This window comes from Mycobacterium sp. IDUB_17 (genome assembly GCF_055419465.1).
On the sequence record NZ_JBVAXS010000002.1, the window covers coordinates 352,494 to 366,387 of the forward strand.

Annotated in this window: 12 protein-coding genes; 4 read left to right on the forward strand and 8 right to left on the reverse strand. The window is 65.7% G+C overall.

Annotated elements, in window-relative coordinates; all coding sequences use genetic code 11:
- Positions 1 to 199: 199 nt before the first annotated feature.
- The gene (locus tag ACZYZ7_RS08865; protein ID WP_450069745.1) at positions 200 to 1,414 is read left to right on the forward strand and encodes a CaiB/BaiF CoA transferase family protein; all 1,215 of its coding nucleotides are present in this window, start codon (positions 200 to 202) and stop codon (positions 1,412 to 1,414) included.
- Between the two features lie 95 nt (positions 1,415 to 1,509).
- Here the strand turns inward: ACZYZ7_RS08865 and ACZYZ7_RS08870 are convergent, their stop codons facing one another.
- The 3 genes from ACZYZ7_RS08870 to ACZYZ7_RS08880 form a co-directional block, all read right to left on the reverse strand.
- Positions 1,510 to 1,821, reverse strand: coding sequence for a hypothetical protein (locus ACZYZ7_RS08870; RefSeq protein ID WP_135451842.1), 312 nt, complete (start codon positions 1,819 to 1,821; stop codon positions 1,510 to 1,512).
- A complete protein-coding gene (locus ACZYZ7_RS08875) occupies positions 1,821 to 2,189 on the reverse strand; it encodes a heme-binding protein (protein WP_450069744.1) in 369 nt (122 codons plus the stop codon). The genes ACZYZ7_RS08870 and ACZYZ7_RS08875 overlap by 1 nt, the downstream gene beginning before the upstream one ends.
- Positions 2,190 to 2,343: 154 nt before the next feature.
- Positions 2,344 to 3,360: an AraC family transcriptional regulator gene (locus ACZYZ7_RS08880; protein ID WP_463740691.1), complete on the reverse strand. Its 1,017-nt coding sequence runs from the start codon at positions 3,358 to 3,360 to the stop codon at positions 2,344 to 2,346.
- Positions 3,361 to 3,495: 135 nt separating this feature from the next.
- Here ACZYZ7_RS08880 and ACZYZ7_RS08885 point away from each other — a divergent pair, with 135 nt between their 5' ends.
- Positions 3,496 to 5,853, forward strand: coding sequence for an arylsulfatase (locus tag ACZYZ7_RS08885; RefSeq protein ID WP_463740692.1), 2,358 nt, complete (start codon positions 3,496 to 3,498; stop codon positions 5,851 to 5,853).
- A 90-nt stretch (positions 5,854 to 5,943) separates the two neighbouring features.
- Positions 5,944 to 7,332: a DUF1254 domain-containing protein gene (locus ACZYZ7_RS08890; protein ID WP_463741055.1), complete on the forward strand. Its 1,389-nt coding sequence runs from the start codon at positions 5,944 to 5,946 to the stop codon at positions 7,330 to 7,332.
- Positions 7,333 to 7,494: 162 nt separating this feature from the next.
- On the opposite strand, the gene ACZYZ7_RS08895 is transcribed toward ACZYZ7_RS08890, so the two are convergent.
- From ACZYZ7_RS08895 to ligD, 5 genes are all read right to left on the reverse strand, one after another.
- Positions 7,495 to 7,944, reverse strand: a complete 450-nt coding sequence (locus tag ACZYZ7_RS08895) for an STAS domain-containing protein (protein WP_135451844.1) — start codon at positions 7,942 to 7,944, stop codon at positions 7,495 to 7,497.
- Between the two features lie 147 nt (positions 7,945 to 8,091).
- Positions 8,092 to 8,712: a LutC/YkgG family protein gene (locus ACZYZ7_RS08900; RefSeq protein ID WP_463740693.1), complete on the reverse strand. Its 621-nt coding sequence runs from the start codon at positions 8,710 to 8,712 to the stop codon at positions 8,092 to 8,094.
- Entirely contained in the window at positions 8,709 to 10,175 is a 1,467-nt protein-coding gene (locus ACZYZ7_RS08905; RefSeq protein ID WP_463740694.1) for a LutB/LldF family L-lactate oxidation iron-sulfur protein, read from the reverse strand. The genes ACZYZ7_RS08900 and ACZYZ7_RS08905 overlap by 4 nt, the downstream gene beginning before the upstream one ends.
- A complete protein-coding gene (locus tag ACZYZ7_RS08910) occupies positions 10,172 to 10,906 on the reverse strand; it encodes a (Fe-S)-binding protein (protein WP_463740695.1) in 735 nt (244 codons plus the stop codon). Before ACZYZ7_RS08910 ends, ACZYZ7_RS08905 begins: the two co-directional genes overlap by 4 nt.
- Positions 10,907 to 10,921: 15 nt before the next feature.
- On the reverse strand, positions 10,922 to 12,157 hold the full coding sequence (ligD, locus tag ACZYZ7_RS08915) for a non-homologous end-joining DNA ligase (protein WP_463740696.1): 1,236 nt from the start codon (positions 12,155 to 12,157) through the stop codon (positions 10,922 to 10,924).
- Between the two features lie 54 nt (positions 12,158 to 12,211).
- Here ligD and fadD2 point away from each other — a divergent pair, with 54 nt between their 5' ends.
- Positions 12,212 to 13,885: a long-chain-fatty-acid--CoA ligase FadD2 gene (fadD2, locus tag ACZYZ7_RS08920; protein ID WP_463740697.1), complete on the forward strand. Its 1,674-nt coding sequence runs from the start codon at positions 12,212 to 12,214 to the stop codon at positions 13,883 to 13,885.
- Positions 13,886 to 13,894 lie beyond the last annotated feature (9 nt).

Below are 13,894 nucleotides of genomic sequence, written 5' to 3' on the forward strand. Positions count from 1 at the left end.
CCATACGTCGGGCCCTACTCGACGGTAACCCCATTCGGTGGTGGCATACCCCGCAATACTTCGGCGAAACGGTATTCCAGCAGGCCGGCTCTCGAACTTCTTCTGCCGGAATGCGGTTTCGGCGGGGATCGGTGAGCCGGAAACGGTCTCGCTACACTTACCGTAAGTACAACGGTTAGGGGCCGCGTTGATCAAGGTAATGCAGGGTATCCGGGTGCTGGAGGTCGCACAGTTCACGTTCGTGCCCGCGGCCGGCGCCATCCTCGCCGACTGGGGTGCCGACGTCATCAAGGTGGAGCACCCGGTGCGCGGCGATACCCAGCGCGGCTTCATCAACATGGGCGGATTCGAACTCGACCCGAACCGGCATCCGCTCATCGAGCATCCCAACCGCGGAAAGCGCAGCGTCGGCATCGACGTCTCGACCCCTGGTGGCCAGGAGATCCTGTACGAGATCGCCAAGACGGCCGACGTGTTCCTGACCAACTACATGCCCCAGGCCCGGCAGAAGAACAAGTTCGATGTCGAGCACATCCGCGCGGTGAACCCGAACATCATCTACGCCCGCGGTAGCGCCTACGGCGACAAGGGGCCCGAGCGGTTGGTCGGCGGTTTCGACGGCACCGCGTTCTGGACACGCAGCGGGGTCGGACATGCCCTCACCCCCGAGGAGTTGGGCGGGGCACTGTCCCAGGGCATTCCGGCGTTCGGCGATTCGATCGGCGGGATGAACATCGCCGGCGGTATCTCGGCGGCATTGTTCCACCGCGACCGGACCGGCGAAGCGCTCGAGGTCGACGTGTCACTGCTGAGCACCGCGTGGTGGGCGGCCGGAGCCAGTGTCACCCAGGGCATGGAGACCGGGGAGACGATGCGTTCGGTGATGCCCGATTCCATCGGCCCCACGGTGAACCCGTTCCTCGGTAACTACCTCACCTCCGACGGCGGCACCATCAATCTGTGCATCGTCAGCCCGACGGGATACATCCGCGACGCCTTTGAGCACCTCGGCCTACCCGAGCTGGCCGATGACCCGAGGTTCTCCGATGTCCTTCCGCTGATCGAAAATGCCGAAGCGGCAGCCGAACTGATTTCCGAATCGATCCGCAGCAAGCCGTTCGAGTATTGGCGTCAGCACCTCAAGACCATGAAGGGCCAGTGGGCGCCGTTCCAGAGCCTGGTTGAGCTCGCCAGTGACGACCAGGCTGTCGCCAACGACATGATCGTCGAGGTGGAGGCCACCGACGGCGGCAAGCCGTTCAAGGTGGTGCGCGGGCCCGTGCAGTTCAATCACGAACCGCTGGAGACCACGCGCGCACCCCAGGCCTCCGAGCACACCGAGATCGTGCTGATGGAACTCGGCATCGACTGGGACCGGATCAGCGAGCTCAAGGACTCAGGCGCGATCGCCTGAGCTAGTTGCGGGCACCGTTTTCTACGCCAGGGCTTTTGACCGGCCGCGGTCACGGCCCCCGCGTAGAAAAGCGGTGGCGGTGGTGTGTTCCTGAGCTAGTTGCAGCCGCTCGCGTTGACCCACCGGCCGTTCCAGCCGATGCAGCCGTTGATGTTCGATCCGGGCGGCGGCGGTGGCGGATCCTCCGGCAGCGGGGCGTAGTACGTGGGCGGGGGAACGTAAGGGGCGACCGCGTCGGCGATGTTGACGCAACCGCCGACAGAGATCCGGCGTCCGGCACTCGCGCACACGTCGGCGTTGGCCGTCCCGGCCGGGGCGGCCAGGACGATGGCGCCGGGCAGCGCCGTGAATGAGAGCACCACCGTGGCCGCGCGAAGCCAGGATGATCGCGACGTTGTCTTGTGCATCATTGTCCTAACGGCTGGTCGGGCTGCTTGATTCCGCAACGATTGCGGAAATCGGTCAGCGGTTGACGGATCCCGGCGAGGTCAGCGTGGGCCTGGGGATTGCCGTCGAAGTAAGCCCGTGTGGCGTCCGGCACCTCTTCCTCCGGACGGCCCCGCAGGCTCGTATAGAAGTCGTTCACGTCCGGGTGGGTGAACAGGTACGTCGACGTCGACGCGGCGACGCCCGACGCAATGTTGGCGAGGTCGGCAGCCGTGCAGTCGGGCGGGCGCGGCGGCGGCGGATCGGCCGCCGCGGTCACGGGGCTGAACAGACCGACGGCAACCCCGACGGCACCGGCGGCGAAAGCCGGGACCAATCCGTAGCGCATGTTGGACAGTGTGCGGGACACAGCGGGACTCCTTCCCGAGGCGGGCAGGTGCCGATTGCATCGCCCGGCGGGCCGAACTGTAGCAGGTGGGGCGGGGTATGGGCGACGAATCCTTCGCTCGGCAAGGACGTGGCTTGGCTTGGTAGCCCGGCGTTTATGGCCGCGGCGGCGACCCGACCCGTGCGTTGCGGTAGGCCGTGGGAGTCGCGCCGAACCAGCGTTTGCAGGAGCGGGTGAGGACGCTCTGCTCGGCATAGCCGAGTTGGCGGCAGAGTTGGTCGAGGCCGACATCGGTGTCGAGCAGCAGGCGTTGAGCGACGTCGCGGCGTGTCTGGTCGACCAGGTCGGCGAACGTGGCGTTCTCGGCGCGCAGTCGCCGTTGCAGCGCCTTCGGGTGCAGGCCGATGTGACCGGCGATGTCGGACAGGCCGATGGCCCCGGTGGGCAGGAGTTGGCGCACCAGGCTGCGCACCCGTTGGCTGGTCGCTGGGTCGAAGTCGCCCATGAGCTGGGCGAGGTAGTCGACCGCGGTCTGTTGGGCGAGTTGATCGGCGGGCAGTGGCCGTTGCAGATCGGTGGTGCGCAGGGTGAAGCCTGCGACCGGTTCGAAAAAACTGGGCGGGCAGCCGAAATAGCTCTGATAGTCGTCGGTGGGGGTCAACGCGGGGTGGGGTAGGTGCACCGCGATGGGCCGGTAAGCGGCGCCGAGAAACAGCCGCAGTACCCGCAGCGTGACTCCCAGTGACAGTTCGATCGCCTGGGCTTGCGGGGGTGACGGGTCGAGGTGGAATTCGAATTCGAAGCGCGGTACTTCCGGGTCGAGATGTGTGGTGACCCGTGCGGTGATCGAAGGGCTGTAGGCCGCCATGAATTTCTCGAAGATCGCGAAGGCTTCGGCAACGGTGTTGGCATTGCGGCCCGCAAGGCCGACCGGGCCCAGGATGTCGATGCCTTGACGAAGTGCCAAACGCCGTCCGAAATCGGGGGTTCCAAGTGTGGTGGCGGTGTCTTCGAGCATCCGGGCGCCGTTGGGCAGGGAGATGAACCGGTCGTGACGACCGACATCGTCGTAGGGAATGTGGGCGGCCGCGATCAGAGCGCGACTATCTCCGCCGAGTTCGGTGACGAGTTGGTGAAAATTGGTGAGTGCCGTCCCTCGAATCACGGCCATGTCCCAGACTGTCAAAGATTTGTCCTGGAATGTCAAGACATCGGCTCTCGGTTTGCTGCACAGTAGATGACCGGGTCGGGGTGAATCGGCTGCGCGGCTTGCCCCACAGTGGCCCGCTGCACAGACCGAGTTCCTATGGAGGAGAGGGGCGCGGTGTCTGACGTGCAGGGTGACCAGTTGGTGGCGGCGGTTCTACCGGACGGAGGTGTTTTGCCGTTCCCGGCGGTTCCGTCGGGCAGTATCGCGGGCCGCACGTTGCAGGAGTCGACGTACCAACCTCGTCAAGTCCCGAAGCGACTACACGATGACTCGCCGAACATCGTCATCGTGCTCATCGACGACGCGGGGCCCGGCTTGCCCTCGACCTTCGGCGGTGAGATCACCACGTCGACGCTCGACCGCATCTGCGCTGAAGGCGTGTCCTACAACCGCTTTCACACCACCGCCATGTGCTCGCCGACCCGGGCGTCGCTGCTCACCGGCCGCAACCACCACGAGATCGGCAACGGCCAGATCGCTGAGCTCGCCAACGACTGGGACGGATACGCCGGCAAGATCCCGCGGTCGAGCGCCACCGTGGCCGAAGTGCTCAAGCAGTACGGCTACGCGACATCGGCCTTCGGGAAGTGGCACAACACCCCCGCGGAAGAGACCACTGCCGCCGGACCGTTCGAGAACTGGCCCACCGGTTTGGGTTTCGAGTACTTCTACGGATTCCTGGCTGGTGAAGCCTCGCAGTACGAGCCAAACCTGGTGCGCAACACCACCGTCGTCGCCCCGCCGAAGACTCCCGAAGAGGGTTACCACCTGTCCGAGGATCTGGCCGACGACGCCATCTCCTGGCTGCGCCGGCACAAGGCGTTCAACGCCGACAAGCCGTTCATGATGTATTGGGCCAGCGGTTGCCTGCACGGTCCGCACCACATCATGAAGGAGTGGGCCGACAAGTACGCGGGCAAGTTCGACGACGGTTGGGATGCCTACCGGCAGCGGGTGTTCGAGCGCGCCAAGGACAAGGGCTGGATTCCCGAGGACTGTGTCCTGACCGAACGCGATGAAGCGATGGCGGCCTGGGATGAAATCCCCGAGGACGAGAAGCCGTTCCAGCGCCGTCTGATGGAGGTCGCCGCCGGCTACGCCGAGCACGTCGACGTCCAGGTCGGCCGCCTCGCCGATGAGCTCGAATCACTCGGTTACGCCGACAACACCCTGTTCGTCTATATCTGGGGTGACAACGGCTCGTCGGGCGAAGGCCAGAACGGCACGATCGCCGAACTCTTGGCGCAGAACGGGATTCCCACCACGGTGCGCCAGCACATCGACGCCCTCGAGGAGCTCGGCGGCCTCGACGTCCTGGGTTCCCCGCTGGTTGACAACCAGTACCACGCGGCCTGGGCGTGGGCGGGCAGTACGCCCTACAAGGGGATGAAGCTGCTCGCCTCCCACCTGGGCGGCACCCGTAATCCGATGGCGGTGCGCTGGCCTGCCCGGATCAACGCGGATGCCGCTCCCCGCGATGTGTTCCTGCACTGCAACGACATCGTGCCGACCATCTACGACATCGTCGGTATCGCGCCGCCGCAGATGGTCAACGGCGAACCCCAGATGCCGCTGGCGGGAGCGAGTTTCGCCCGCACGCTGGGAGATCGAAATGCACCCGGCGGCAAAAAGACCCAGTACTTCGAGGTCATGGGCAGCCGCGGTATCTACCACGACGGCTGGATGGCCTCGGCGCGTGGGCCCCGGCTGCCGTGGGTGCCGGGCCTGCCGCCGGGTATCGCCACGTGGACCCCCGACAACGACACATGGGAGCTGTACCACCTCGACGAAGACTGGTCGCAGGCCCACGATCTCGCCGCTGAACAGCCCGAGAAGCTTGCCCAGATGCGGGAGATGTTCATGGTCGAAGCCGCCCGCAATGCGGTGTTGCCGATCGGCGGCGGCCTGTGGGTTCCGGTCTATCACCCTGAGTTGCGTATCGCCCCGCCCTACAAGGAGTGGGAGTTCTCGGGTGACACCATCCGGATGCCGGAATTCTGTGCCCCGGCGCTGGGCAACAAGAACAACGTTGTCACCATCGACGTCGACATCCCCGCCAATGCCAACGGGGTGCTGTACGCGCTCGGAGCGGCGGCCGGTGGGCTGACGGTCTACCTCGACGAGGGCCAGCTCTGCTACGAGTACAACCTGTTCATCTTGTCGCGCACCAAGATCCGCAGTGAGGGCAAGGTGCCGCCGGGGCGCGCCACCATCACCGTGACCACCCAGTACGCGGACCCGCGCCCGGGCGGTCCGCTCGACATCACCGTCGCGCGCAACGGCGAGACGATTGCCAGTGGCCAGGTCCCGATCAGCGTGTCGTTGCTGTTCACCGCCAACGACTGCCTCGACATCGGCACCTGCCTCGGCTCACCTGTATCGCTCGACTACCGCGAACGCGCGCCCTTCCCCTTCGACGGCCAGATTCACCGCGTCCACGTCGCCTATACCTAGTCGGCGGAAACCCTCAGAAAGGAACGACTTTTCGTGAAGAAGGATCGGCGCGTGGCCAAGAGGCTCGTCGCGCTCGGCACCGCGATCTTGATGATGGGCACCCTGGCGTGTTCGCCTTCGTCTGACCACAGCCAGCAGTCTGGGCCCGGCCAGTTGACGCCCGATGAGGCCAAAGCCATCGCCCTGGATGCCTACGTCTACGGGTATCCCCTTGTCACCGTTGAGATGACGCGACGTGTGATGACCAATGTCGCCCAGGTTGAGACGCCGCGGGCGCCGATGGGGCAGTTGATGCGGATGCGTGAGTACCCGAACGCCCAGTTCCGCGACGTCACCGCACCCAACGCCGACACGCTGTACACAAACGGATTCATCGACGTCAAGAACGAGCCGTGGGTGCTGACCTTGCCGGACGCCCGCGACCGCTACTACCTGTTCCCCATGCTCGACGGCTACACCAATGTCTTCGAGGTTCCAGGGAAGCGCACGACCGGGACGGGCCCGCAGACCTACGCCATCACCGGTCCGGGCTGGAAGGGCACGCTGCCCGCCGGCGTGAAGGAGTACAAGTCACCCACCTCGACCGTGTGGCTGCTCGGCCGCATCTACTGCGACGGCACGCCAGAGGACTACGCGGCCGTGCACAAGCTGCAGGACGAGATCTCGCTGGTGCCTCTGAGCTCGTACGGTAAGCCGTACACCCCGCCGGCCGGCAAGGTCGATCCGACCATCGACATGAAGACGCCGGTCCGCGACCAGGTCAACAATCTGAGTGCCGAAGCGTACTTCGATCTGTTGGCCTCGTTGATGAAGGACAACCCGCCGACCGAGGCCGACCGCCCGATCGTGGACAAGATGGCTGAACTCGGCATCGTCGCCGGGGAGAAGTTCGACATCAACAAGCTCGGTCCCGACGTGGCCGCAGCTTTGCAGTCGGTCCCCAAGGACGGCGTCGACAAGATCATGGCCCGCTTCAAAGACCTGGACGACGTCAACGGTTGGCGGTTCACCACACAGACTGGTCAGTACGGCACCGACTATCTGCAGCGCGCGTTGATCACCGCCATCGGCCTGGGCGCCAACTTGCCCCAGGACGCGGTCTACCCGACGTCGGAAGCCGATGCCGACGGTCACTCCTACGACGGCGCCAACAAGTACACGCTGCATTTCGACAAGGGCCAGTTCCCGCCCGTCAACGGATTCTGGTCACTGACCATGTACGACGAGGGCTACTTCTTCGTCGACAATCCGCTCAACCGCTACACGCTGAGCCAACGGAACCCCTTCGCCAGCAACCCCGACGGATCGGTCGATCTCTATCTGCAGCACGAGAACCCCGGCCCGGGCAAGGAAGCCAACTGGCTGCCCGCACCCGCCGGCAAGTTCAACCTCATGTTGCGCCTGTACTGGCCGACGGAAACCTCACCGTCGATCATCGACGGCACGTGGAAGCCACCCTCCGTCACGAAGGTTCAGTAAGACGATTTGCCATAAATAAGCGAAATGGCTGCCAGACCGGGTCTGGCAGCCATTTCGACGTTTGTCTGATGTGCGATGAACTACGTGTGCACCGCCCGGTGACGATGGCGAAGCAGGCGGGTCAACCAGCGAACATCGATCAACATTGCGTTGGCCTTTCTCTCAGGCGCTCTTGATAAGCAGGGGCAGCAACCGGCGGCGTGCCGTGTTGCCTTCGGCGAAGTGATGCAGGGCTTCGGGCACCGACGAACTGACCGGTACGTCCACCTCCTGGTGGTGGATCTCGGCGATGACCGGCTGGCTGGCGACCACCGTCCAGTCCACACCGATTGCGCCGCACCGTTCATCGATGTCGTAGAACAGTGAGATCGCTTGCGGTGCAAAGCTGTTCACGCCACTCAAATCGAGTGCCAACGGCTTCTCCGCGAGGATGAACCGATTCACATACGATGCGATCTGGTCGATGTTGTTGGTGTCGACATCTCCCTTGACGGTCACCACTGTTGCCAGCTGGCGGCATTGCGCACGCATCGATGCGCCCTCGCAGATAACCGCCGAGTTCCCGTACCGAAAGTGTCGATCCAATGCCGGGGTGTTGTTCGTGAATGCCATGATCAGCCTCCCGCCGTCTTTCCTGAGCTCTGGGCTGAGCTCCTTCGCGTCAACCTGTCCATGACGTTATGCGGGCAATCTAAGGCGGCTGGGAGCCAGCGTTAATACTTTGCTAAGAACCCTCCGGGTCCTACTCGTCGGTAAGGTTCACACCACCAGCACGTCGAGCGTTCGGGGTCCGTGGACGCCTTCTACACGTTGTAGTTCGATGTCGCTGGTGGCGCTGGGTCCGGAGATGAAGGTCAGGGGCCGCGTCGGCGCCAGCTCGCTGAATGCCTGCGGGACGGTGTCGACGATCTGATCAGCCCGCACCACACAGATGTGATGGTCGGGTACCAGGGTCAGCGCGCGCCGTCCTTGTGTGGGGCCGGCATCCAGCACGATCGTCCCAGTCGCTGCGATCCCCAGCGCGCATCCGGTCAGCACCGCATCGGCTCTGTCGAGTTGCTCGACACCGAGCTCGGGCGCATCGGCGACCGTCGTCAGCCCCGCCACCCATTCGGGCGGCAGGTCGGCCGGGATGACCACGGTGGCGCTCGGTCCGACCAGTTCCAGAACGGTCGACGCGATCGCGTCGACCTCGATGCGATGTACCCGGGCTTGGTACTCGGCGACCGTCTCGGCGAACCCCGCGACATTCCCGGCGCCGGTCAGCGGCTCGCGGTGATAGTCCCGCGGCACCACGACGGCCTGCGGCGGCGCGGACGCCAGAGCGCCGCGAACCCGGCCTAGCACCGCCGCCCTGGCCTCCGGCGTCGGGCCGGTCATCCCCGCCCTCCCTGATGAGTCCGGTTCCACCACTGCCGAAACGTCTCGGCCGGCGGCTCGGGAATGTCCCGGCTGGCCGTCCACTTGGAGGCCGGCCAGGGCAGCGAAGAGATGCGGTGATCGCGCTCCGCGATCAACCGACCGGCGCCCAGAGCCTTCTCGGCCAGCGAGAACCGGCCCGCGCCGGCCATTGCCCAGCCCGCGGCCTTCATCGCCAGATCCTGCCCGGACGGCAGCCCTCCTCTTTCCTGGTCGACCTGCTCGGCGCGCAGGTGGACGAGGATCGACGGGATGTCGATGCGTACCGGACACGCTTCGAAACACGCCCCGCACAGCGACGAGGCATACGGCAGGCTGGCGTTGGGGTCATCGTGACCGGTGGTGCCGGTGAGCAGGGGGCTCAGGATCGCCCCGATTGGTCCCGGGTACACCGAGCCGTACGCGTGGCCGCCGGTGCGTTCGTAGACCGGGCAGACGTTGAGGCATGCGCTGCATCGGATGCAGTGCAGCGCGGCGCGTCCCACCTCGTCGGCCAGCACCCGGGTACGGCCGTTGTCGAGCAGGACCAGGTGGAAGTCCTGTGGACCGTCGCCGGGGTGCACGCCGGTCCACATCGAGGTGTACGGGTTCATTCGTTCGGCCGTCGACGAGCGTGGCAGCAACTGCATGAAGACTTCGAGGTCGGCGAACGTCGGCACGATCTTCTCGATGCCCATCACGGTGATCAGCGTCTGCGGCAGCGTCAGGCACATCCGCCCGTTGCCCTCGGATTCCACCACCGCGAGCGTGCCGGTTTCGGCGATGCCGAAGTTCGCGCCGCTGATCGCGACCTTCGCGGTGAGGAACTTGCGCCGCAGATGGGCCCTGGCCGCCATCGCCAGTACCCGGGGATCGTCGGTGAGCTCACCCGCGTCGGGCATCTCGCGGGTGAAGATCTCACGGATCTCGGCGCGGTTGCGGTGGATCGCCGGCACCAGGATGTGGCTGGGTTTGTCGTGGCCGAGTTGCACGATGAGCTCGGCCAGATCGGTTTCGAACGCGGCGATGCCCTGGGCTTCCAGATATTCGTTGAGCCCGATCTCCTGCGTGGCCATCGACTTGACCTTGACCACCTCGTCGGAGCCCGTGGCGCGGATCAGACCGGCGACGATGCGGTTGGCCTCATCGCCGTCGCGGGCCCAGTGCACCACGCCGCCGCGCTGGGTGACGTTGTCCTCGAGCTGCTCGAGCAACTCGGGAAGCCGGGCCATGACGTCCTGCTTGAGGGCGCTGCCGGCGGCGCGCAGCTGCTCCCAGTCGTCGCACTCGCGTATTGCGTTGAGCCGCTTGGTGCGAATGGTGTGGGTGGCATGGCCGATGTTGCGGCGCAACTGGGAGTCGGCGAGCGCGGTGCGGGCGGCGGCGGGGAACGGCTCGTCGCCGCGCAGGTTGCCGACGCCGGGGGTGCCCAGAAATGTGGTCATGCCTCGGCCGCCAGGATCTCGGCCAGGTGCGCGGTGCGCACTCCGGATCGCAGCCGGCTCAGCCCGCCACCGATGTGCATCAGGCAGGAGGAGTCCCCGGCGCTGCACACCTCGGCGCCGGTCTCCAGGATGTGGGCCATCTTGTCGGTCAGCATGGCCGTGGACGTGTCGGAGTTCTTGATCGCGAACGTTCCGCCGAAGCCGCAACACGATTCGGCCTCCGGCAGCTCCACCAGTGTCAGCCCCCGCACGTTGCGCAGCAGTCGCAGCGGTTTGTCACCCACGCCGAGCATGCGCAGCGAGTGGCAGGTCGGGTGATAGGTGACGCGGTGCGGATAGTAGGCGCCGACATCGTCGACCCCGAGCACGTCGATCAGCAGTTCCGACAACTCGTAGGTCTTGGCCGCCAGGCTCTCGGCGCGGGTGGCCAGGGCTTCGTCACCGGCGCGACGGGCCACCATCGCGTGCTGGTGACGTGCCGAACCCACACACGAGCCCGACGGGGCCACCACCGCGTCGCAGTTCGCGGATTCGAAAGCCTCGACGTGATTGCGCACCAGCGCGGTGGCTTCCTTGAGATAGCCGGTATTGATATGCATTTGGCCGCAACAGGTTTGGCCTTGCGGGAACTCCACCTGATGGCCGAGGCGCTCGAGCAACTGCACCGTGGCGATCGCCGCGGGTGGGAACATCGCATCCGCCAGGCAGGTCGCGAACAGGGCGATTCGCATACGCACTCCTAGTTTTCAGCGCTTCCACTGAGCCCCGCGGTAGTTCTCCCACGGGTTGTAGTCGGCGAGCAGCTCCTCCTGGGGTGGGCGCTCGGCCTCAGGTACGTGCTGGAGGTTGACCCGCACCCGGTACCAGATCGAGCTCGGGCCGCGCATCCCGTCGAGCAGGATGTCGACGGGTTCCAGACGCGCGGCCACCGCGGGATGGCGATCGCGCCACACGTCCAGTGCCGCCATGGCCTCGTCCTTGGTCTTGGTCTTGGCGATCTCGATCAGCGGCATCGAAGAAACGCGCCTGCCGGCACCGCTTCGTCCGGCGCCTTTCGGCGCCTTCTCGGCCGGGCCCAGCTCCTTGGCGAGCGCAAGCAACGCGTCCAACCCGCCGACCGTGATGTCCATGCCCTCCCACGGGTCGCCGATATCGGCGAACCGCTCGGGCACTGTGGCGACCGTGAACGCCTCGGGACGGCACCCGTCGACCTCGTCCCAGCGCAGCGGGGTGGATACCCGGGCATCGGGGGTGGCTCGCACGGAGTAGGCCGAGGCCACCGTGCGGTCCTTGGCGTTCTGGTTGAAGTCGACGAAGACCCGGGCGCCACGTTCCTCCTTCCACCAGCGCGCCGTCGCGAGATCGGGAACGCGCCGCTCGACCTCACGCGCCACTGTCTCGGCGGCCAGTCGCACCTTGGTGAACGGCCACCTCGGGTGGATGCGGGCATAGATGTGGAAGCCGCGCGAGCCCGACGTCTTGGGCCACGCGGTCAGACCATGATCTTCGAGCACCGCGCGGGCGACTTGGGCGACGTCGACGATCTGCGACCAGTCGACCCCGGGCATCGGGTCCAGGTCGACCCGCAGTTCGTCGGGATGGTCGAGGTCCTCGGCCCGCACGGCATGGGGGTTCAAATCGACGCACCCGAGATTCACCGCCCATGCCAGACCCGCGGTGTCGCGCAGCACGGCTTCCTTGGCGGATGTGCCGGACCGGTACTTGAGCTCGGCCACGTCCACATAGTCGGGCCGCTTCTCCGGTGCCCGTTTCTGGAAGATGGCCTCGGCGGCAATGCCCTTGACGAACCGTTTGAGGATCATCGGACGTCCGTACACTCCGCGCAGTGCGCCGTCGGCCACTGATCGGTAGTAGTTGATCAGGTCCAGCTTGGTCACGTGCGCGTCAGGGAAAACCACCTTGTCAGGGTTGGTGACGGCCACCTCGAGGCCGTCGATCTCCAGCGATACTGCACCGGCCATGACCACATGGTAGTTAAGGCCCGAAGTGCGATAGATGTCACTTATTGTGGCGACATGCCAAGTCTGTCTGATCTGCCGGCGAACCTGACTGCGAAGGCCAAGCAGTACGCGGAGCGGGGCGCGGCGGAATTGCACTACGCGCGCAAGATGTTCGAGGCGGGTGCGCTGCGGCTGGAACCGCCACAGAACATCCTGGCCATGCTGGGTGACATCCGCACCTGGGGTGAGATCGGAATGATCCCGGCGCTGAACGCGCGTCGGCATCCCAACCGGGTCGCGGTCATCGACGACGAGGGCGAATTCACGTTCGGTGAGCTCGACTCGGCGGCGCACGCGGTGGCCCACGAACTGCTCACCATGGGCGTCAGGGGCGGTGACGGGGTGGGGATACTGGCCCGCAACCACCGCTGGTTCCTGGTCGCGCTGTACGGTGCGGCCCGGGTGGGAGCCCGGATCATCCTGCTCAACTCCGAGTTCTCGGGGCCGCAGATCAAGGAGGTCTCCGAGCGCGAGGGCGCCAAGGTGATCATCTACGACGACGAATACACCGCCGCGGTGGCCCACGCCGAACCGGAACTGGGCAGACTACGGGCGCTGGGCGTCAACCCGGATTCGGACAAACCCTCCGGCAGCACCGATGAGACGCTGGCCGACGTCATCGCACGGGGCAATGGGCGTCCGGCACCGAAGGCCAGTAAGCATCCCGCGATCATCATCCTGACCAGCGGCACCACCGGGACGCCCAAGGGCGCCAACCGTGCCGCCCCGCCGTCGCTGGCCCCGATAGGGGGAGTGTTGTCGCACGTCCCGTTCCGGGGCGGCGAGGTGACCGCGCTTCCCGCGCCGATGTTCCATGCGCTCGGGTTCCTGCACGCCACCCTCGCGATGATGTTGGGCACGACCCTGGTGCTGCGTCGCCGGTTCAAGCCCGCCACGGTGTTCGAAGATGTTGAGAAACATCAGGTCACCGCCATGGTGGTGGTGCCGGTCATGCTCTCGCGGATGCTCGACTACCTCGAGCAGGTGACGCCCAAGCCCAATCTGTCCTCGCTGCGGATCGTCTTCGTCTCCGGATCCCAGCTGGGTGCCGAGCTGGCCGCCCGCGCCCTCAAGGAGCTCGGGCCGGTCATCTACAACCTCTACGGCTCGACCGAGATCGCCTTCGCGAGCATCGCCCGGCCCAAGGATCTGTCGATCAACCCGGCCACGGTCGGGCCGGTGGTCAAGGGCATCACCGTCAAGATCATCGATGACAACGGCAACGAGCTTCCCCCGGGGCAGGTGGGCCGCATCTTCGTGCGAAACACGTTCCCGTTCAAGGGTTATACGGGTGGCGGGGGCAAGGAGATCATCAACGGCATGCTGTCCTCCGGCGATGTCGGATACTTCGACGAGCACGGTCTCCTCTACGTCAGCGGCCGAGACGACGAGATGATCGTGTCCGGTGGGGAGAACGTGTTCCCAGCCGAGGTGGAGGATCTGATCAGCGGCCATCCCGACGTCATCGAGGCGACGGCACTCGGTGTCGAGGACAAGGAATGGGGTGCCAGGCTCAAGGCCTTCGTGGTGAAGGCCGAGGGCGCCAGCCTCGACGAGGACGCGATCAAGACCTACGTCAAAGAACACCTGGCCCGGTACAAAGTGCCACGTGAGGTGGTCTTCCTCGATGAGCTGCCCCGCAACCCGACCGGCAAGATCCTCAAGCGCGAACTCCGCAACCTGGAATAGTTCGCCCGC